The organism is bacterium (assembly GCA_012517375.1).
GTDB lineage: Bacteria > Hydrothermota > Tepidihabitantia > B3-TA06 > B3-TA06 > JAAYVC01.
Genome location: JAAYVC010000123.1, coordinates 1 through 20346, shown reverse-complemented (window position 1 = coordinate 20346; position 20346 = coordinate 1). Strand labels below are relative to the sequence as shown.

The 20346-nt window shown below is 51.9% G+C and carries 20 protein-coding genes; 12 read left to right on the top strand and 8 right to left on the bottom strand.

What is annotated here, in order from left to right; genetic code table 11:
* Window positions 1-250: 250 nt before the first annotated feature.
* From GX441_12800 to GX441_12755, 10 genes are all read left to right on the top strand, one after another.
* A complete protein-coding gene (locus tag GX441_12800) occupies window positions 251-1117 on the top strand; it encodes a class I SAM-dependent methyltransferase (GenBank protein NLI99517.1) in 867 nt (288 codons plus the stop codon).
* Between the two features lie 179 nt (window positions 1118-1296).
* On the top strand, window positions 1297-2166 hold the full coding sequence (locus GX441_12795; protein NLI99516.1) for a class I SAM-dependent methyltransferase: 870 nt from the start codon (window positions 1297-1299) through the stop codon (window positions 2164-2166).
* A 3-nt stretch (window positions 2167-2169) separates the two neighbouring features.
* The gene (locus GX441_12790) at window positions 2170-3015 is read left to right on the top strand and encodes a class I SAM-dependent methyltransferase (GenBank protein NLI99515.1); all 846 of its coding nucleotides are present in this window, start codon (window positions 2170-2172) and stop codon (window positions 3013-3015) included.
* On the top strand, window positions 3012-3785 hold the full coding sequence (locus GX441_12785) for a class I SAM-dependent methyltransferase (protein ID NLI99514.1): 774 nt from the start codon (window positions 3012-3014) through the stop codon (window positions 3783-3785). The genes GX441_12790 and GX441_12785 overlap by 4 nt, the downstream gene beginning before the upstream one ends.
* A 78-nt stretch (window positions 3786-3863) precedes the next feature.
* Window positions 3864-4631, top strand: coding sequence for a class I SAM-dependent methyltransferase (locus GX441_12780; GenBank protein ID NLI99513.1), 768 nt, complete (start codon window positions 3864-3866; stop codon window positions 4629-4631).
* 110 nt (window positions 4632-4741) lie between these two features.
* The gene (gene ftcD, locus GX441_12775) at window positions 4742-6421 is read left to right on the top strand and encodes a glutamate formimidoyltransferase (protein NLI99512.1); all 1680 of its coding nucleotides are present in this window, start codon (window positions 4742-4744) and stop codon (window positions 6419-6421) included.
* 82 nt (window positions 6422-6503) lie between these two features.
* Window positions 6504-9113, top strand: coding sequence for a valine--tRNA ligase (locus GX441_12770; protein NLI99511.1), 2610 nt, complete (start codon window positions 6504-6506; stop codon window positions 9111-9113).
* On the top strand, window positions 9110-9685 hold the full coding sequence (locus GX441_12765; protein ID NLI99510.1) for an OmpA family protein: 576 nt from the start codon (window positions 9110-9112) through the stop codon (window positions 9683-9685). Before GX441_12770 ends, GX441_12765 begins: the two co-directional genes overlap by 4 nt.
* Before the next feature lie 86 nt (window positions 9686-9771).
* A complete protein-coding gene (locus GX441_12760; protein NLI99509.1) occupies window positions 9772-10626 on the top strand; it encodes a diacylglycerol kinase family lipid kinase in 855 nt (284 codons plus the stop codon).
* Window positions 10623-11129, top strand: coding sequence for a hypothetical protein (locus tag GX441_12755; protein ID NLI99508.1), 507 nt, complete (start codon window positions 10623-10625; stop codon window positions 11127-11129). Before GX441_12760 ends, GX441_12755 begins: the two co-directional genes overlap by 4 nt.
* A gap of 39 nt (window positions 11130-11168) precedes the next feature.
* Here the strand turns inward: GX441_12755 and GX441_12750 are convergent, their stop codons facing one another.
* The 8 genes from GX441_12750 to GX441_12715 form a co-directional block, all read right to left on the bottom strand.
* Window positions 11169-11945, bottom strand: coding sequence for a hypothetical protein (locus GX441_12750; GenBank protein ID NLI99507.1), 777 nt, complete (start codon window positions 11943-11945; stop codon window positions 11169-11171).
* 104 nt (window positions 11946-12049) lie between these two features.
* Window positions 12050-12787 carry a hypothetical protein gene (locus GX441_12745; protein NLI99506.1) on the bottom strand — a complete coding sequence of 246 codons (738 nt, stop codon included), beginning with the start codon at window positions 12785-12787 and terminating at the stop codon, window positions 12050-12052.
* 74 nt (window positions 12788-12861) lie between these two features.
* Window positions 12862-13608, bottom strand: a complete 747-nt coding sequence (locus GX441_12740) for a hypothetical protein (GenBank protein ID NLI99505.1) — start codon at window positions 13606-13608, stop codon at window positions 12862-12864.
* Between the two features lie 39 nt (window positions 13609-13647).
* Window positions 13648-14409 (bottom strand): hypothetical protein, encoded by a 762-nt coding sequence (locus GX441_12735; GenBank protein NLI99504.1) that lies wholly within the window; start codon window positions 14407-14409, stop codon window positions 13648-13650.
* A gap of 22 nt (window positions 14410-14431) precedes the next feature.
* On the bottom strand, window positions 14432-15160 hold the full coding sequence (locus GX441_12730; protein ID NLI99503.1) for a hypothetical protein: 729 nt from the start codon (window positions 15158-15160) through the stop codon (window positions 14432-14434).
* A 130-nt stretch (window positions 15161-15290) separates the two neighbouring features.
* Complete coding sequence (locus GX441_12725; protein NLI99502.1) at window positions 15291-16019, bottom strand: hypothetical protein; 729 nt, start codon at window positions 16017-16019, stop codon at window positions 15291-15293.
* 164 nt (window positions 16020-16183) lie between these two features.
* The gene (locus tag GX441_12720; GenBank protein NLI99501.1) at window positions 16184-16903 is read right to left on the bottom strand and encodes a hypothetical protein; all 720 of its coding nucleotides are present in this window, start codon (window positions 16901-16903) and stop codon (window positions 16184-16186) included.
* Between the two features lie 37 nt (window positions 16904-16940).
* Window positions 16941-17699, bottom strand: coding sequence for a hypothetical protein (locus tag GX441_12715; protein ID NLI99500.1), 759 nt, complete (start codon window positions 17697-17699; stop codon window positions 16941-16943).
* A 324-nt stretch (window positions 17700-18023) separates the two neighbouring features.
* On the opposite strand from GX441_12715, the gene GX441_12710 reads away from it, so the two are divergent.
* Together GX441_12710 and GX441_12705 are read left to right on the top strand one after the other, a co-directional pair.
* The gene (locus GX441_12710) at window positions 18024-18581 is read left to right on the top strand and encodes a hypothetical protein (protein NLI99499.1); all 558 of its coding nucleotides are present in this window, start codon (window positions 18024-18026) and stop codon (window positions 18579-18581) included.
* Window positions 18582-19482: 901 nt separating this feature from the next.
* On the top strand, window positions 19483-20346 hold an 864-nt coding region (locus GX441_12705; GenBank protein NLI99498.1), incomplete at its 3' end, for a formylglycine-generating enzyme family protein.

Below are 20346 nucleotides of genomic sequence, written 5' to 3'. Positions count from 1 at the left end.
GCAATGCACCTTGACGGTTGCTCGTATATACCCTGCCTTAACGCGGTAGTATTCGTTGCTATCGGCCGGGCGGGTCAGGCATTAACACCTTAGCGATAAGGCTCAAGATTCCTGCCCCGCCGGCGAAAAAACCGGCGGGGCAATTTTTTTACCCAAGAAATTGCCTAAGCAATTTCTTGGGGGCCCCGGATGAAGACATGGAATCTCGATATAAGATAGACAAAAACCTCTCAAGCTAGGAGAAGAAAAAATGAACAAACAAGACGTCCAAAAAGGTACATATACCCCGTCCCCCAATGGCGGAAGTCGGGGTCCCCACGAAGATGCTAAGCAGGTTCGTGGGGTAAAAGATTCACCAAAAAAACGCGAAGCGTTTTTTTGGTGGGAGAAATTCTTTGACTCGAACTGGAAACGCCTTGGTTTCGATTCGATAGCCAGGGAAGAGACCTCACAGGAAACGGACTTTCTCGTCAAAGCGCTCGAACTCAAGCCCCAGGACAAGGTTCTCGACATGGCTTGCGGGGTCGGGCGACACTCGCTCGAGCTGGCGAGGCGCGGATTCAAGAATGTCACCGGCCTCGATTTCACACAAGCATACGTCAAGGAGGCTACCCTTAAAGCTTCGCAGGAGAAACTCGAGGTCGAGTTCGTCCAGGGCGACATGAAGGACCTTCCTTTTGCCGATGAAAGCCTAGACGCCGTCTACAACTTCTACACCTCTTTCGGATACTTCGAGGGTGAGCGCGACAACGAAAAGGTAATAAAGGAAGCATCGCGCGTACTGAAGCCCGCGGGAAGATTTCTGCTGGACGTGGTAAACCGCGACTGGGTTGTCCGCAACTTCCAGACGCGCGGCTGGTCGGAGTACAATGGAGAATACCTCCTTGAGGAGCGGGAGTTCGACCTAGCCACGTCGCGCAATAACTGCAACTGGACTTACTTCGCCAAGGACGGCACGACGAAGCATGAGCTGAGCCTGCGCATGTACTCTCTTCACGAGCTTGTAGCGATGTTTGCCAGAGCAGGACTGGAGTTCAAGGCAGCCTGGGGTACGCTTGACAGGGAGCCGCTGTCTCTTAGCCACCAGAGGCAGAAGCTCTTAGCCGTAAAGTCTTAACAAGGAGGATATATGGAATCTGATATTAGCGACATAGGCGGAGACGCCGACGTCGAAAGCGATCTTGACGGTAAACAATCAAAACCTGCACCCTAGGATCTTGTGAGAAGATACTTCCCCCAAGCAAGGACTCGGATCTCTCACGAGATCCTGGAGGAGTGTTAAAGGAGAATTTTCGAATGGAAAACTCGACAGATTTAAATGCTCTCCGAAAGGATAGTTTATTGGAATCCCCGAACGGATGCAAAGCAGAAGCGCCGGGTGAAAATAATCGGGGCCCCCACGGGATTAAGAATCAATTTCATGGAGTGCAGTGGTGGGAGACTTTCTTTGATTTGACATATGCCGGACTCGATCTGGATTCAATCGGAATCGAGCAGACGCGCAGGGAGGTCGACTTCATGATTGATGTACTTGATTTGAACAAGCATCAAGGAATTGTCGATATCGGTTCGGGGCTTGGCAGGCATGTCCTTGAGTTTGCCCGAAGAGGATTTAAGCACGTGACCGGTTTGGACCAGAGTCCTATCTTAACCGAGGAATCCAGGGCGAGGGCAGAACTGGAGAATCTGGCTCCGAGATTCATTACCGGCGATGCCCGGGGACTTCCTTATTCCGGGGAGTTTGAAAGAGCCTATATATGGATGAACCTTCTGGGTTACTTCGAGGATCCCGCCGACGACGCAAGGATTCTTGCATCGGCAGCACGGGCACTGAAACCCGGAGGCAAACTTCTGCTCGATATCATACACCGTGATTGGGTTATCCGCAACTTTTCGAGCAATGGCTGGAAGCGAGTAAACAATGAGTATATACTGGAGGATCGCACTTTCGATTTAATAACCTCAACTGTTTATTCCTCGTGGACGATGATTACACACACCGGTACCTATCACAGACAGATGAGACTGCGTCTTTATTCACTGAACGAGTTGATCGGAATGTTCTCTCAGAGCGGGTTGCGTTTCGAGGACGCCTGGGCCAATCTGGACAAAGTTCCGGCAACATTTGATGCTTATCATCTTAAGATACTTGCGATTAAGGAGTAAAAAATGACAAACATACAAAACAACCGATATCGGGGTACCGAGAATACTGCGCAGCAATCTTCTGGGGCTACCGAGTGGTGGCAGAATTTCTTTGATGACGACTGGAAGCGATTCAGTTTCGACGCTCATACACCGAAGTTGACATCCAGACAAGTCGACTTCATCATCCATGCGCTTGATTTGAAACCTGGCGAGAAGGTCCTCGATCTTTGCTGCGGCATAGGCCGCCACGCGCTGGAACTGGCAAGTCGAGGTTTCAAGCACGTCATCGGTCAGGATTTCTGCAGGCAATACCTCGAGCACGCCGCTAAGGAAGCAAAGAGAATGGGATTCAAGCTCGATCTCATAGAAAGCGACATGCGCCGCATCCCCGGTTACGGAAAACTGGATGCTATCTACTCTTGGCATACATCCTTCGGCTATTTCGAGGATGAGCGCGAGAACGAGAAGGTCGCAGACGCCGTGGGTGGCGCCCTCAGGCAGGGCGGCAGGTTCCTTTTAGACTCTAACAACCGCGACTGGGTTCTGCGCAACTTTGCTGAACAAACCTGGCACGGCGAGGCGCCGAACTACGTGCTCGAAAAAAACAGTTTCGACCTTGCTACATCCACCCATCACGGCGAATGGACATTTGTCGATAAGGACGGTAAACCGAGGACTCGAAGAATGCAGCTTCGCCAGTACTCGCTGCACGAGCTGGCAGATATGTTTGCCAGGTATGGATTGAACTACGTCAAAGCTTGGGGCTCGATTGAGGGTGATTCCTTCACACTGGACAGCCGCAGGATGATTATCCTGTTCAGCAAAGGCGAAGTCGACAGCAAATCGATAGCAAGGGAGCTAAGATGAGCAATAACCATGAATTCGAGCAGGACGCGCCTTGGTGGAAGACTTTTTTCGATGATAGCTACGCCCGTCTCGGTCTGGAGATAATAGAAACGGAGCGAACTCGGAAGGAAGTCGATTTTATAATCGACGCACTTAAATTGCAGAAGCAGGAGAGAGTCCTTGACCTTGCCTGTGGCATGGGCCGCCACGCGCTCGAGCTCGCAAGACGCGGCTTCACGGGCGTCACAGGACTCGACGTAACCGGGCAGTATCTGCAAAAGGCCAGAGAGATCAAGAATAAGGAGGATCTTAACGTCCGGTTCCTCGAGGGCGACATGCGCTCGATTCCGTTCGAACGGGAATTTGACGCATGCTACAACTACTTCACTTCTTTCGGGTTCTTCGCTGAAGAAAGAGATAATCTCGATGTTATCGCTTCAGTGGCAGGCTCATTGAAGCCGGGCGGAAGGTTTCTTATAGAAACCATCAATCGCGATTACATGGCGAAGAGCTTCGTGAAACAAGGCTGGTTCGAAAAAGACGGCGAGTTCGTGCTCAAAAAGTTCGATTTCGACCTTGCCACCTCGACATTGTTCTCTACATGGATTTACCTTAAAGGTAAGCATAAAATAGAACGCGAGGTTCGTATTCTCATGTACTCATTGCACGAGATGGTTGCGATGCTCGAACGCAACGGACTGGAGTTTCTAGACGCTTGGGGCAGCAGCAAAAAGGAGCCTCTGACATGGGAGCATCAAAGACTTATAGTCCTAGCCGAAAAAGAAAAATGACAACGCTAAACCTGATTCTAAATCGGGGTCCCCGGCGAGAGCGAGGCTTCTCGCTGGGGTATATAAAAAGGAGAAACAATGGAACTCAAAAAATTGTACGATCCGGTGGCCAAGTTCTACGACATAGAACATCAGGACTTCCGCTCGGATATACCTCTATATCTGGAAGAAGCCCGAAAGGTTAAAGGCCCGGTTCTGGAACTCGCCTCAGGAACAGGCAGAATAACCTTAGAACTCGCGAAGCAGGGAATAGAAATAACAGGTCTGGACATCTCCAAGGCTATGCTCGACGTAGCAAAAGAAAAGACCTCCGCTCTCGAGCCTGACGCGCAGAAGAGAATCACCTGGATTCACGCCGACATGCGCAGTTTCGACTTAGGAAGGAAATTTTCGTTGATCTTCATACCCTTCAACTCCTTCCAGATGCTTGAGACAAGAGCGGACCAGGAGGCATGCCTTGCATGCGTATCAAGGCATCTTGAGAAAGGCGGGCGTTTTATTCTTTCAGTTTTCGCTCCATCCTACGACAGGATTGTGAAAAGAAGCATGTTCACCTATCTCGGTTCTCACGACCTGCCTGACGGCTCCAAGCTCTCGCGAACAGAGTCAGCAAAATACGACCACGTGAATCAGATGATTTCAGTTGAATGGATATACGACGTGGTGGACCCTCAGGGAAATCTTAAACGCACTCTGTGGAGGTTTCCGGTCCGCTACCTCTGGAGGTTTGAAGCGGAACTCCTACTGGAAAAAGCGGGCATGAAAGTCGAGAACCTTTACGGAGACTATAGTCGCAGGGAATTTGATCACAACGGCTCGATGATATTCGTTGCGGCCAAAGCTTGACTCTTAAAAAACCTGCATGATTTAAAGTCTCCTGTAGTATTATAGTTCTGTTGACTTGCGGATGCGGCTCAGTAAAATTTAATTAGATAATCCCCAAGGAGGCCAGTATAATGAAGATAGTCGAGTGCGTTCCCAACATATCGGAGGGCAGGGACAGGCAAAAGATTGACGCCGTGACGAGTGTCATAGAAAAAGTCAAAGGGGTAAAGCTCCTTGACGTTGACCCCGGAGAGGCGACGAACCGGACCGTTATCACGTTTATAGGAGACCCTGAAGGAGTAGCAGAGGCGGCTTTCCAGGTGGTAAAGGCTGCAGCAGAAGCAATAGACATGCGCACTCACAAGGGCGCGCACCCCCGAATGGGCGCTACAGACGTCTGCCCATTCGTCCCTGTCTGTGGCGTGACGATGGAAGAATGCGCCGAGATTGCAAGAAAAGTAGGCCGAAGGATTGGAGACGAGTTGGGGATTCCCGTCTACTTGTACGAGGAGGCGGCTTCAAAACCGGAGTTCAAGAATTTAGCGAATGTCCGTCAGGGCGAGTACGAGGGTCTTGCCGCGCGTACGGGCGACCCCTACTGGAAGCCCGACTTCGGTCCGTTTGAATTCAACGCCAAGTCGGGCGCCACAGCTGTAGGCGCAAGGGAGTTCCTTATTGCATACAATATCAATCTCAATACACGCGACCGCAAGATAGCCAACGATATAGCGCTCGATATCCGCGAGGGGGGCAGGGCAAAAAGGGACGCCGACGGCAACATAGTGAAGGATAAGGATGGTAAAACCGTCAACGTGCCCGGACTCTTCAAGCACGTCAAGGCGGTTGGCTGGGTGATTGACGAATATGGACGCGCGCAGATATCGATAAACTTCACGAACTACAAGATAACGCCCATTCACGTTGTATTCGATGAGTGCTCGAAGCAGGCCGAGCGGCGAGGCGCGCGTGTTACTGGCTCCGAGCTTGTGGGACTCATTCCCAAACAGGCGATGCTGGATGCTGGACGCTATTATCTTGCAAAGATGGGCCGCTCGCAGGGAGTGCCTGAAGCGGAACTAGTACACATAGCAGTGCTTTCTCTTGGGCTCGGGGATCTGTATCCTTTCAAGCCCGAGGAGAAGATTGTAGAAAGCTTCGTCGTCAAGGAGGGCAAGCTTGAGGGCATGAAGCTTTCGTCATATTTCGACGAATTGTCGAGCGATTCGCCCGCGCCGGGCGGCGGCTCTGCAGCCGCAGTATCGGGCGCGCAGGCAGCAGCGCTAGTTTCGATGGTCGCCAATTTGACCCACGGCAAGAAGGGCTACGAGGAAGCGTGGCAGGAGATGGAGCGCGTGGCGGTCGAGGCGCAGGCTTTGAAGGATGAACTGAGAAGAACCATCGACCGGGACACTGACGCCTTCAACGCCTTGATGGACGCATCGAGACTGCCCAAGAAGACGGAGCAGGAACAGGCGCTAAGGAATGAAGCGCTGGAAAAGGCGACTTTGAATGCGATTGAGGTTCCTCTTTCCGTAGTGAAAAACATGCTGAAGGTGCTGGAACTCGCAAAGGTAACCGCATCGAAGGGCAACAAGAATTCTATTTCCGACGTTTCGACAGCGGCTGCCCAGGCTCTGGCCGCCGCCGAAGGCGCTCGAGACAACGTGATGATAAACGTTGCTGGTCTTGAGGATAAGAAGAAAGCCAGGACATTACTCGATGAGGCCAACCGCCTTCTTGAAGAGGTAAAAGGGCGTGCGGAAGGGATTGTCAAACAAGTGCACGAGGTCTTGGAGGCGTCGCTCGGCTGAGTTTCCAGGTCGTGGAGAACTTAATGAGGCATACGAAGCTTCTCCTGCTTGACTTTTAAGTTATGCAATTCTATAATACATGATGCAAGGTGAGTTTCCGAAGACCTACGATCCCAAGGGCATCGAGGAGCGCCTCTCGGAGGCTTGGGAAAAGGAAGGCTTGTTCACGCCCCCTCGTGGAGACAGAGCCGAGAACTACGTGATCGTTATACCTCCACCCAACGTCACGGGCAAGCTGACTCTCGGGCACGTGCTCGATAACGAACTCCAGGACATACTCGTACGATTCCACTCCCTTCAGGGCAAGAACGCTCTATGGGTTCCTGGCATGGACCACGCCGGCATAGCCACACAGGTGGTCGTCGAGAAGAAGCTCGCCAGGGAAGGCAAGAAGAAGGAGGAGCTGGGACGCGACGGCTTCATCGAAGAGGTGTGGCGCTGGGCAAGGGAGCACCGCGCTATTATCCGCAGGCAGCACGAGCGTCTGGGATTCGCCGCAGACTGGTCGCGCGAACGCTTCACGCTCGACGAAGGGCTTGTTCGCGCAGTGAGAACGGTGTTCAAGCATCTTTACGACAAAGGACTCATATACAGGGGCCTCCGGATAGTGAACTGGTGTCCGAGATGCCATACCGCTATCTCGAACGAGGAAACCGAGTACGAAACCGAGCAGGGATACTTATGGTACATTAAATATCCGCTAGAGGACGGCTCAGGCTTTATCACGGTTGCAACGACAAGGCCCGAGACGATGCTGGGCGATACGGCAGTTGCAGTCCACCCGGAAGACGAAAAGTATAAAGCGCTCATAGGGAAGTATTTGACGCTTCCGCTCATGAACCGCAGGATTCCCGTCATCGCGGACGAAGTTGTGGAAAAGGATTTCGGAACCGGAGCAGTCAAGGTTACGCCGTACCACGACGCATCCGACTTCGAGATAGGGGAGCGCCATAAGCTCGCAAAAATAAGGGTCATCAGCGATAAAGGCGTGATGACCGAGGCCGCCGGCGCATATTCCGGCAAGGACCGCTACGCAGCCCGCAAGGCGATAGTCGCCGATCTCGAGTCCCAGGGTCTTCTAGAGAAAACGGAGCCGTACAGGCTCTCCGCTGCAAAATGCTCGCGTTGTCATACCGTGATTGAGCCCCTGCTTTCAGAGCAGTGGTTCGCGAAGATGAAAACGCTTGCAGAACCGGCAATCAAGGCTGTAAGAGACGGTACCATAGGCTTCTATCCCGAAAGATGGCGAAACCTTTACTACCACTGGATGGAAAACATCCAGGACTGGTGCATCTCTCGCCAGCTCTGGTGGGGCCACAGGATCCCCGTATACACCTGCAAGAGCTGCGGAAAGGTTTTTGCATCGATTGATGAGCCTATGATGTGTCCGGGGTGCTCGGGCAAAGCGCTAGAGCAGGACCCTGATGTCCTCGACACGTGGTTCTCATCGTGGCTCTGGCCGTTCTCCGTGATGGGCTGGCCCGAGGAGACAGACGATTTCAAGCGCTTCTACCCTACTTCCACTCTCGTTTCAGGATGGGACATCATCTACCTGTGGGTGGCAAGGATGATAATGGCGGGTTTCGAGTTCACAGGTCAGGCGCCATTCAACCAGGTTTTCTTCCACGTCATGATAAGGGACGAAAAAGGCAGAAAGATGTCCAAGAGCCTCGGAAACTCACCCGATCCGTTCGATTTGATAGAACGCTACGGGGCCGACGCCCTGAGATTCGGCCTACTTTTGATTACTCCCAAGGAGCAGGACGTGCTTTATTCTGAGGAGCGCATCAAAGTAGGACGCAACTTCGCAAACAAGCTTTGGAATTCGGCAAGGCTTCTTGACTCCCTGAGGGACGGCGATAAAGCCGCAATACCCGATGATCCGACGCCGATGGAGTTCTGGATGCTTGCAAGGCTTGCAAGAACCGCCCGCGATGCGCGCGAACTCATAGAAGCGCACGACCTTTACAGCGCGGCTAAAATGATATACACCTTCTTCTGGCACGAGTTCTGCGACTGGGGGCTTGAGTTTACTAAGATTGCTAAAAAGGACGCAAGACCAATATCGGCAGCCCTTTACGTTCTTAAAGCGTCGCTGGCAATGATTCACCCTTACATGCCTTTCATAACCGAGGAGCTCTGGGAGCGCTTCGGTTTTGGTTCCTCGAGACTATACAAGGACAGCTGGCCTCAGCTGGAGGACAAATACTCCGCCGGAGACGCTAGAGTGGACGCTCTCGTCGAGATGGTTACAGCCGTGAGAACGATGAGGGCGGAGCTAGGCATAGCGCCTGATGCGAAGATATCCGTATCCATTAATGTCGGGGATGATCTGTACCGCTTCTTGCAAGAACACATGAAGTACCTTGAACTTGCAAAGATTGAGAAGCTCGAAAGAACCAAGGCAAAACCCCATCCCTCGTCCGGCGCGGTGCTGCCGTGGGGCGAGATATACCTGCCTCTTTCGGAACTCGTGAGCGCGGGAAAGCTGAACCTCCAAGCCGAACGTACAAGACTATCAAAGGAACTCGAAAAACTCGCAAGCGAGATAGAAAGCATCAAACGCAAATTTGAAAACGAGGAGTTTCTCTCGAATGCGCCCGATGAGATTGTGTCAAGGGAGCGGGAGAGACAGGATTCATACACTAAAAAAGCCGCTCGCTTAAGCGAGCTTCTGGAGGGTTTAAAATGAGATATTTGGGCTGGATAATAGCCTTGATTCTTGCAGCTGCGGGAGTCGCCGGCTACTTCATATTTTACTCACCCCTCGAGAAAGGGTACAAGGAGCAGGAAAAAGAGATACAGATGTGGACGGCGAAGATAGCCGCTCTCGAGGGAAACCCTCTCGACACCTCTATCGCGCCCGATACTATGCTTACGAACCCCGACACGACGCCCGTCAAGGTTGATGCAGGGCTTCTGGGAACCATATCGGGCGACATAGCCTTCGTGCAGTCGGGCGCCGAATTGACTGCCAGGGGCAAGGCCGAGCTCGACAAGCTTCTGCCGTCGATGAGAGCGTCTGCAAATGAGGTCATCATCATGGCCCACTGGGATAACGTCAGGGTTTCCTCGAACACCTACCCGACTAACTGGGAACTCACATCGGCGCAGGCGGCATCCGTTGCGCGTTATCTTCTGGCGCAGGGCATCGACTCGAAAAGACTCATGCCGTGCGGCCTTTCCGCGGCAAGACCCGTAAGCGACAACTCGACGCCTGAGGGCAGGGCTAGAAACCGCAGGCTCGAGATATACCTAAAATAGCTCGGGTTCAAGATGACGACGAAAGGATATTCCGCAGACCTTGAATTTCTTTTAATTGAACCCGGCGATGGAAAGGAAGACTGAGAATGAAGGTCAGGTATTTAGTTAATCCTTCGGCTGGTAAGGGTAAGACAGGCAAGCACTGGAGACAGATGTTCGCCGGCAAGGGTCTGGATGTAAGGCTCTGCGACGAAGTAGGCATGATTGAGCATTATACAGAGGAGGCCGTCAGCCATGGGGTAAAAAGAATCGTCATCGTAGGCGGCGACGGTTCCCTTAACACGGCTGTGAACGCCTTGAAGGGAGCAGAGGTTGAGATGGCGATTGTTCCGACCGGGTCAGGCAACGACTTCATAAGAACCGCCGGAATAGAATACGCCGACCCCGAACGTTATATGGAGCCTTTGAAGACGAGGCGAATCGATATGGGGAAGGCGGGTTCGAGATTATTTGCAAACATCTTCGGTTCCGGCTTCGATGCCGACGTGGCGCGCGGCATGCAGTTAAATAGATGGAAGGGCGACTTCGGGTATTTCATAGAAGTTCTCAAAACCTTGAGCGTGTTCAAATCGCCTACGGTGAAGATGGAGACGGAGAAGGAGTCGATTGAGATTGAAGCTATGACAGTCTCTGTAGGCAACGGACGATGGCACGGCGGAATGTTCATGCTTACACCTGCCGCGGTGCTCGACGACGGCGAGCTCGATTTATGCCTTGTCCGCAAGATCCCGAAGCTGCGTTTCCTGACTCTTGTTCCGACCTCTATAAAAGGCAAACACGTGGAGATAACGGACGTTGTCTCCATGCACAAATTTCAAAAAATGAAGCTCAGCTTTTCTAGACCCGTTCACTACCACGTCGACGGCGAGGTTATGGAAGAACCTGTTTCCGAGATTGAAATCTCGCTCATTCCGAAAGCGCTTTCGGTAGTAATCCCGTGAGACTTTCCTTTCTTCTTGCCTTTCTTGTCACAACTACAATATCGATAGCACAGACAGCAACCTCCGGAGAGTCTCTGCCCGACACGACGACTGTTGCTGCCGATACTGCCGCCTCCGACACGCTGAGCACTAAGCCCTTGAAATCGGTCCGAACTGCAATGCTTCTCTCCCTTTTCCTTCCGGGCGGGGGGCAGTTCTACAACGAAAGCTACTGGAAAGCAGGAGTGATTGCCGCAGCCGAGATAGGTTTCGCTGCGTTTGCGGCAAGACAGGAACTGCTTCTGCTGAATCTGGACACCGCATGGACGAGAGCGTATCCCGATTCTGCACGCGAATACGCTTACCGCAGGAATGCACTCTTCTTTCTCACGGGTGTTGTTATTGCCTACTCGGTGGCTGATGCATACGTGGACGCCAATATGTTTCATTTCAGGGAGTCCCAGCGGCTTACGCTCGAACCCACGACAAACGGCCTGGGGCTGGCGCTAAGATACAGATTCTGACCAGAGGGGTATGTTTCCGGCTGATTCACGTAAAGCGGGTTATTTTGTCGCTATCTCCTTGCCGGTTCGGATATCGGATGTCCCAGCGAGACGGCTGAAATCCGAATATAGCCACGTACCAGTAAGCTCTCCTTCGCTTATCGTATAGACAACCAACCCAAGCCCCATAGAAGTTCCGTAGCCCGCTATCAGGATATCGTCAACGCTGAATCCCGTACCGAACAAAGGCGGATCCTCAATCTGCCATTCGACGGCATACGTAGGGCCTGTATGGTCGAGTTTAAGAACGCCCTTGTAGGCGGAACCGTTCGGATTCGTGCCTTCAAGCTTCCAGGTGCCGCCAAGCCTTGTTGCGGAGGGGGTAAGACCTGCTGCTCCATCCGTCCCCTCAAGTGTAAACTTATCGTCTCCAGAACCTACCTTGAGACCGGAAAGCGAGTTGCCCTTCTTTGTGTAAACCGCGACCCCTGCGCGCCTGCCTTTGGGAAGCGCCATTTCGTAGACTGCAGCGAGCAGACCCTGTTTCTCGAGCCCGTTTCCGTAATACGTCTGACCTGATGCGTCGCGCCAGCAGAGGTTGTATCCCTTGCCTACCCTGCGTATCGTCAACGTATCCCGTGAACTGTCGCCGGATGAAACGATATAGGTGCCCGAGAAATCTACGCTGTCTTTGGCATGGAATCCTGCATTATCGCGTTTTTTTCCCGCTAATTCAAAAAGGCTCTCGAATCTCCACCCGTTCAAGGCAACCAGCCATAACAGCCCTCCAGATATAACGACAAGAAAGAAGATGAATATACCCCAGGGTTTACGCACTGAAAGGACCTTTTTTGACGCTCATAACTGAAGCATACTCTCAGGTTTTAGAGTGTCAAGGGATTTTAGCAGACGGACTTAGCAAGTCCGTCTGCTAACAATCTTTATTGCTTGACCGCCTTTTCGGGGCTCAAGGTTATTTTATCGACCGATGAAAAATCGTCGTAGGAAGTAAAGAGCCATTTACCGTCAAGCGTGGAGCCTTTTACCTTGTATACGGTCACTCCTGCTCCATCCTCGTCGCCGAAGCCTACAACGGCTATGTTGTCTATCAGGAATCCGGTTCCCGCAAAGCTCGAACCGTCATCCCACTCCCAGTATGCCTGATAGGTGTCGCCCGTACGCTCGAGGGTAAGAACGTTCTCATAAGGCTCGCCGTCAATGTACTTGCCCTCGACGTCGTAGACGCCTGCTATGCTGCGCGAGGATATCTCAATCTCTTTCGCCCCGCGGCTGCGCTCATAGGCTATTTCTTCGCCCGAGGCGGGCGTCCAGAGCCCCGTTATCTTCGTTCCGTCCTTCTTGTAGGCGGCGACGCCCGCATTTTCTTCGGATGCATAAACCGCACCCAGAACGCCCTCCATCTCGATTCCTGTTCCGTAATGCGTCTGGCCGTCAGGGAAGTTCCATTCAAGAGTGTAACCCTGACCCGCTTTCTTTATAGTGAGCGTTCCCTGGTAATCGGGTCCTTCGATGTTGTAAGTGCCGGAAAAGTTAGTCGATCTTCCTTTAGACGTGATCGGACTATCGTCCTTTCCGCCTTTTCCAGTAAGACCGCAGCCTGCAAACGCCGCAAGCGCCGCAAAAAGGGCTGCATAGATTATCACTGGGTTTTTCTTCATTGTTCCTCCTTGGTTTATCTTCCTGAAGCATATTCCTTCAGACGTTTCTGTCAATACGCACTCGGGGCCGCAGGCTAATCCTTTTCGCCTATCTCGGTCCCGACAAACAACTCTTCCAGTCCGGTTTGATAGTCGGGACGGGGATAGAAGAACTTGCAATCAAGCCGCGAACCGTTCAGTTTATATGCATGCGTAACCAATCGCCCATCCACCGGATAGCCCACTACAATTATGTTATCTACAGCCACTACTTCGTCCGAGACCAGGCTTCCATCCTCATATGCCGCGGTCGCACTGTACAGACCGGAGTTCTTTTCAATAGTCAATCCGTATGTATATGCCTCTTCGTCTCCTACCTGATTCGAGTGGACAACGTAGGTTCCCGAGAAATCATGACCTGATGTTTTAAGAGTGCGCGCTCCTTTGCTTGATTCGGATAAGTACTCCCCGTCCTCCAACCAAAGACCTGTTATTCTTCCGCCATCTTTCTCGTATATCCCTACTATTCCATTCTCGCCCGGGGTAGATGCAATGAGGTATCCCGAGAACTCCACGCCTGTCGCGCGCTCACTCTCCGGGTATAACCATTCAAGGGTGTAGTGGTTTCCTTCATCTTTTATCTTCAGGGTAACGTTTTCATAGCCTTCTCCTGAAACCTTGTAGCTTCCGCTGAAATCGCAAGATTTGCCGGACGTCTTTCCGGCTTGCCTTAAAGAGTTTGACTGCCGGCTCTCGTCGCTTGCCGAACCCAGCCCGCAGGCAGCTACGAGTGCGGTCGTGACAATAGCAGATACCAACTTGATTTCACAGAATTTTTTCAAAAGTTCTCCTCTTGTGTTGATCATTTAACTACCGTGAAGTTATTCCTTTTCGCCGCTCTCCTCCCCTGTCACGACCTCCTCGCGCCCGGATTCTTCGTCGTAGTAGGAGTAGAAGAACTTGCCTTCCAGTCTTGCGCCGCTCTTCTTGAACGCCTTCGTAACAAGGCTGCCTCCTACCGGAAACCCCATTATTATTATCCGGTCGACCGCCAAGGCGTATACTGATACGATGCCTCCGTCCTCGAATTCCTCGGTCGCCGCGTGCTTGCCGCCGTTAGATTTGATGATCAGTTTATAGCTATAGCTCTCGCCTGCATCGGCATAGTCGGCAGTCATCAGGTAGCTGCCGGAGAAATCGACGCTGGACGTCTCCAGAGGCTCGGCATCTTTGCTCAAATCATTAATATAGTTGCCGCCGTCCACCAGCCAGAGACCCGATATTCCGGAACCCTTCCTCTCGTAGATTCCAACGACGCCTTCCTCCCCGCCTGTGGACGCGCACAGGTAGCCGTCGAGTTCAACGCCTGTAGCCGTCCACGGCTCGCTCGCAGGAACGCCCCATTCGAGCGTGTAATATCCTCTCTTTTTCTTTATGACCAGGGAGAGGTCCTCGTATTCCTCGCTTTCCATCTCATATCTGCCCGCAAAGCTCTTCTGGCGTACCGATTCGGTCGGCTGGTTCGACTCCCCTGGTTTTTCCCTCTCAGCCTGGCTGCCGTCAGTCAGGAAACCGCAGCAGCCTGCCACAAAACCTGCCGCGAAGACTGCGGATATAAACCTGACGGTTTGAATGCTCCTCATGATTCCTCCTTGATTTGTTAAGCTATTCCTTCTCGGCAATCTCGCCGTTCGACGTCAAATGCTCCTTGAACTCCATGTCGTCGAAATACGAATAGAAGAAGCGGCCGTCGAGCTTTGAGCCGGAGATTTTGTACAACCGCACAACGATGCTCCCGCCCACGCCTACGCCTGCGACGAAGATGTTGCCGGATGCGATCCCTGCACCCGCAAGCGTCGGTTCATCCTCTGAACCCCAAAGAACCTTGTATGTCCGGCCCGAACGCTTAAGGTAGTAGGCATCCTCGTAACCCTCACCCGAGGGGTCGAATCCTATCACGCTGTAGGCTCCCGAAAGGTTGCGTGAAGAAGGCCTGAGCGGCCTTGCGCCTCTGGAATGCTCTATAAAGTATCCATCGCCTTCGAGTGTCGTGAATATGCCTGAGAGTCCTTCGCCCTGTTTCTCGTAAAAACCGAAAGTGCCCGGGTCCTTCGGCGACTCTACGGCGAGAACGCCTTCTATAACGTAACCAGAGCCCTGCCAGCTATCTCCGTCCGGAGTCTCCCATCTCAGCTTGTAGCCCTCTTCAAACTCGGTTATTGTGAGCGTGAGTGCATCGCCTTCGTCATTATAAAGCTTGTAAGTCCCCTCGAAGAGCGGATCCTGCTCCCTTACGCTTGATTTATCCGTACCGTTTTTTTCATTCTGACTGTTCGAAAGGAGCCCGCAGCCTGTAAACGCAAGCGCGAGCGCTGAGAGATAAAGATTCCTCATGCTGCCTCCGTGACGGTTTTGGCACAAGCATATCTCGGAAAAAAGAATTGTCAATATGAGACGCGGGACGCTAACAAGGCGACGCAACAAAAAAAGGGCGGCAAAGCCGCCCTTCGAATCTCGTATTGGATTAGAGGGTGATGTTGACAGTGAGGTCGAAGGCGTCGCCCGAGGCCGTGCCCTGGAAACGCAGTGTATGGGTGCCGTGAGGGATGAGCACTTCTCCTCCGCCAATGACATATTTTTGTGTGGTGTAGCTCTGTCCGGAGTTGCGGGCGCCGGTTTCCTCTGTATCCGGATAGGGATCGTATCCGGGTACGGTCACAGTAAAGGTGGACAATGTTACGTTTTCGTTAAAGGTGTAGGTGTAAGTTACCGAGTAACCCTGGTCGCCGATGGCTCCGGAGGCAACAACGGCTAAAGGCTCGACAAAGATACGCATCGATATCTGGCCGACATCGGTGAGCTTGTTGTCCTCTATGGTGAGCTTCTGTCCGCCCTTGCCAGGCTTGTAGGTTCCGCCGTAAACGCCGACAAGGTCGCCGCCTGAGATGTCGCCGTCGCCGTCTATATCCTTCCACGCAAGAAGATAGTAATATCCTGGAAGAACATCGGTGAGTTTAAACTCGGCTTCGCTAACGTCTGTGCCGCCTGATTCCGACTGGCCAATCTTGACAGGGTCGCCGGTGAGGTCCGACGTCTCGTAAAGTTCGATTCTTGCGTTGCGGACGTCGCCTGACTGGCCGGGTTCAAGTATAAGCTTGCCCTTTACGCCTGTGCCGCCTCCGAATATCTCGCAGCCGGCAAAAGCAATTATCATTAAAGCTGCAACCGAGAGAATGACGATTTTTTTCGGCATTACTCCTCCTTAGTTTTGATATGTTTGAGCAAAGTATAAAGTTTAAGAATGCAAAGTCAAGGGTGAACGGAGGAACTACGTGTAAGAGGTTGATATGGCAAACTGGCGGAATCAAGGGCGAGGAGGGCGAGGAGGGCGCGGAGATTTGAGGGTTTATTGTGCGATTACTCGTATAGCTTTTGGACCCACAGCTCCTCTGCGCCTGTTTCAAGCTTAAAGCCTCCGCGTTCTGCGTCCCAGGATTTGCTGAGCCAGCGGCCCTCGAGGTTCCCGCCCGTTATCGCGTAGAGCCTCAAGATCATGCCGCCGTCCATCTCGAAGAGCATGGCGACACCGCTACCAGACGCCAGTCCGCAGCCCGTAAAGCTCCTTGAGTCCGCCCACCAGGGAAACCACTTCATTGTCCAGAGTGTGGAATTGCCAAGAAGCTCCATCGACGACTCGTGACTCGTGCCGTCTTCAAAATACTCAAAGTGCTGGTAGCTGCCGCGCGCCCATTGTTCGGCAAGTTCTAGGGACTCGGCATTGCCGGATTTGATAACGTAGAACGTGGTGTCAGGGATGTAAAGCTCGACACCCGTAATGTCATCCCCCTCCTTCCTGTATAGCCCGACCGTTGCGCCATAGTCGATATTTGAAGAAGCCGTCCAGTCGCCGAAGTCTACGCCCTCCTGTTCGACTAATTCGCCACCGCCCCCTCCCTGAATAAACTCGAACAGGTAGCAGCCGCCGAACCACGAGATTCGAAGCTCCTCCGAATCGCTCTCGCCGGTTTTCATGTTTGTCCGGGTGACTGTGTATGTTCCTTCGAACGCTGAAGGTTCGCGGTCGGCGAAAACCGAACATGCCATTATCAAAAATAACGTAGCTACCTTGATTCTCATCTCTTCCTCCGGTTCTTATTCAAGGGTCGAGGCACTTTCACGGTTCATTTTTTTTTGCATAGAGCCAGCCGTTCATCACGACATCCTTCTCGGACCTGTCTTTAAAGCAGTACAGCCACCTGCCTTCGAGTTCTGAGCCATCTTCCTTGCGCTTGAGCATCCAAATCTCCGTGTCCTGGGAATCGTCAATGAAACCGATAACAAGCACATCCCCAGCCGCAATCCCGATTCCATTACCCCAATCACTGGCTTGGGATGTATACTCGATTTTCCAGATCGGGCCTGAGGGCTTGATGGTCATGGTGTAATCGAACGGCGCGATTTCCGGGAGAACCATATCCCTGATTATCTCATAGGATTCGGTGGAGTCTTTACGGTCGCCTATGTTGCCCGTCAACTGGTAGGCGCCTTGGAAGTCTATACCGGACAGCGTCAAGGGTTCTGCGCCTGCAGAGGCTTCCGCTATGACATTGGTGTACTCGTAGCCGGTTGAAAGCCCTGCTAGCCCAGAGGCGTTTCTCTCGTAGACGGCTATCGCGGGAGCGTCTCCCCAAGCCATCACTCCAAGATACCCGTACGCCTCGAGCCCTCTCGCTTTCCATGAGCGCTCCGGGTCGCAGAAATGAGCGGTTACCGAGTAGAATCCTTGAGGCTCGTATTCGATATCGATGTATCTGGTTTCGACGTAAGAAGGGCTTGCTACCCGGAAGGAGCCTGTGAACGTTGCATCCGTTTCAGCGGACAGAACGCCCGTGAACACAAGAACCCAGAAAGCCGGGATTAGTTTTGCATTCATTCGCTACTCCTTGAGCGGTTGACGTGGTGGCACTGGAGAATAGCCGGGAATGCGGAGTTGTCAAGGCGGGAAGGGGGAGGCTTGATGAAGGCATTCGTATCCCATATACAATAGATATATTATATACTACACTGTTAATGCCGTAAAAACTGGATTAGATATTAATCCTCTTGACACATAAAAGAAATCTGATTATGATTCTGGCAATGCGCATCAAGTCCCTGAGAAGCGAGCAATGAGCAGGAAGGTGCAAGGGCAAGAGGGACGCCCGGAAAAAAACTCGCTAACTGCACAAAGTGCAGCTTCTGAATGATGGAGGAAAACGTGAAGAGAATAATAACAATAGCGGCAATAATAATGGCGGCGGCGATACCTATAGCGGCGTCGGCGCAGACGCCCGACTACTACGGATATGAGGGCGCTGAAAAGACCGTCCTGATCCAATGGGTCAAAGAGGCAATCGACGCCAACAACATCACCTTTACTACTACGGCGGCAAAAACAAACTTCCTGGGTCTATGCAGCGCGCTTGAAACCTACGCTTCGCAATCGAATTGGACATCCTGCGTTACGACTTCGAACAATCTCAAGACTGCGGCTAGCTACATCAATGGCGCGGATATCAAAGCTCTTGTTGAGGACTGCTGCGATGCGACGGCTGGAGCCTTCGGGTCTAGCGAAGATTTATGCATGTCATCAAGCGATCATGACGATACGCGCGAAGCCCTGGAAAACGGCAACCTGATGGGATGGAGCGGCGGTATATACATAAAGCACTTCGAGAAGGAGCACGACTGCAAGTACGAGGACAAGGGCGGCGGTAAACATCACCTGACCAAATGCGAATATAGACTCATATGGTGGATAAATCCGCCTAATTGATAAATCAATTAAATAAAGGTGGGTGTGGGATACCCCACCCACCTAAAGCGAATAGGTAAAAGAAATGAAATTTGCAAAAAAAATGGCATTAATACTTTTTCTGATAAGCATCGGTTTCGCTCCAATGCTTGCGGCAAATAATGTAAGTTACAAAAGCAAGTCTTCATTCCCCATGAAAGACCTTCTAGTCAAACTGAGCTTTATCTTTCCTCAAAACGACAGCTTTCCTTTGGTACTTCAGGCTGTAAAAAAAGGAAGCAGGGGGGAGCCGGATACAAGCGCATTATTTGTCGTCAGCTTTGGGAAAAAGAAAGCTGAAATAAAAACCGATAAAAACGGCGAGGTGTTCTTTTGGGCGCCAAGGATTAATATCTTTTCAAGAGCAAGATGCGTCGCCTATTCAAACAACCCAATATCAATTCCATTCAGCATGACGGGCATGGGAGGTGAAACAGAACTTTTCTTCAGCGAAGGCGGCTTTGAAACAGGATACGGCTGGCCCGAGTTGAACGAAGCCGGAATACGTATACTTTACACCGAAGGCTACGAAAAGCAGGCTGAGAGCTTAATGGCGGTGTTGAAGACAGAAAAAGCACTTATTGCGAATTCATCAAAGATGGAGTTTGAACCGTTGAAGATTGTACTAGACAATAATCATTCAATCTTTATAGGGGGATGGGGCTTATCGCCGAATACGAGCGACATAGATAAATACGAAATTCTCCCGCATGAATGGGTAGAAGGCTCCCTTGCTAAAATCTACAGGGTTTATGAAGACCCGATGAACCGATGGATTGGCGACGGGCTGGCGCAGTACTACATGTTCGAGATAGACGAAAAGTTTTACCCTGAAGGGCTTTACGAACTGTGTCCTGACGATAAGGCGTTTGAGGATTCATCAATGGTTTTTGATCTCAGGAAATGGCGCGAGGCAACTTTCAGTTCGCTTGAGGGAGGCGACGCTGAATGGCTGAATTATAAGATAGCGCCCTACTTCTGGGCTAAGGTGGTTGATAAGTCCGGGAACCCTGAGATAATCGCGCAGTTTCTGGACGAGTTCAAAAAACAAAAAAAACGCACTTCAGAAAAAGCCATTGAGATTCTTTCAAGCCTGAGCGGCTTGGACATCAACAAGGAGCTTGTCGTATCCGCTAAGGAGTATCGGGAAAACATCTATAGATACTGGCCAGTTCCAGTCACTCCACTCGGCATGGTTCTCATTACGGCTACAAACACCTTTCTCATGGGCGACAGCTCGGATAGATTCACTACGCCTGTCAGAAAGATAACCCTCAATGATTTCTTTCTCGACCGCTTTGAGGTGACCAACGAGCAGTACTCTGAATTCCTGAACGATGTAGGCAACCAAAAGGAGGGAGGCTCCTACTGGCTGGATGAGACAAGCTACCCGGACATCCTGCTTGAAGATGGGAAATACATAGTCAGGAAGGGCAGGGAGAATTATCCTGTATTCTACGTCAGTTGGTACGGAGCTTCGGCCTACGCCAAGTGGACGGGCAAGCGGCTTCCGACCGAGGCTGAATGGGAGTACGCGGCGTCAAACGGTGGAACTACACTTTATCCCTGGGGCAACGAGTGGCATGACGACTACTGCAACTGGGGTGATACCGGCAAGCTCGACGGATACGAGTTTACGGCTCCTGTAGGCTCCTTCGAGAAGGGCAAGAACCACTACGACTGCTACGACATGGTCGGCAACGTTTTCGAGTGGGTTGCGGACTGGTACGAGCCGTACGATCCTGCG

Coding starts and splice junctions, on each gene's coding strand:
- GX441_12800 (NLI99517.1), top strand. CDS start 251: ATGAACAAACAAGACGTCCAAAAAGGTACATATACCCCGTCCCCCAAT.
- GX441_12795 (NLI99516.1), top strand. CDS start 1,297: ATGGAAAACTCGACAGATTTAAATGCTCTCCGAAAGGATAGTTTATTG.
- GX441_12790 (NLI99515.1), top strand. CDS start 2,170: ATGACAAACATACAAAACAACCGATATCGGGGTACCGAGAATACTGCG.
- GX441_12785 (NLI99514.1), top strand. CDS start 3,012: ATGAGCAATAACCATGAATTCGAGCAGGACGCGCCTTGGTGGAAGACT.
- GX441_12780 (NLI99513.1), top strand. CDS start 3,864: ATGGAACTCAAAAAATTGTACGATCCGGTGGCCAAGTTCTACGACATA.
- ftcD (NLI99512.1), top strand. CDS start 4,742: ATGAAGATAGTCGAGTGCGTTCCCAACATATCGGAGGGCAGGGACAGG.
- GX441_12770 (NLI99511.1), top strand. CDS start 6,504: ATGCAAGGTGAGTTTCCGAAGACCTACGATCCCAAGGGCATCGAGGAG.
- GX441_12765 (NLI99510.1), top strand. CDS start 9,110: ATGAGATATTTGGGCTGGATAATAGCCTTGATTCTTGCAGCTGCGGGA.
- GX441_12760 (NLI99509.1), top strand. CDS start 9,772: ATGAAGGTCAGGTATTTAGTTAATCCTTCGGCTGGTAAGGGTAAGACA.
- GX441_12745 (NLI99506.1), bottom strand. CDS start 12,787: ATGAAGAAAAACCCAGTGATAATCTATGCAGCCCTTTTTGCGGCGCTT.
- GX441_12735 (NLI99504.1), bottom strand. CDS start 14,409: ATGAGGAGCATTCAAACCGTCAGGTTTATATCCGCAGTCTTCGCGGCA.
- GX441_12730 (NLI99503.1), bottom strand. CDS start 15,160: ATGAGGAATCTTTATCTCTCAGCGCTCGCGCTTGCGTTTACAGGCTGC.
- GX441_12725 (NLI99502.1), bottom strand. CDS start 16,019: ATGCCGAAAAAAATCGTCATTCTCTCGGTTGCAGCTTTAATGATAATT.
- GX441_12720 (NLI99501.1), bottom strand. CDS start 16,903: ATGAGAATCAAGGTAGCTACGTTATTTTTGATAATGGCATGTTCGGTT.
- GX441_12715 (NLI99500.1), bottom strand. CDS start 17,699: ATGAATGCAAAACTAATCCCGGCTTTCTGGGTTCTTGTGTTCACGGGC.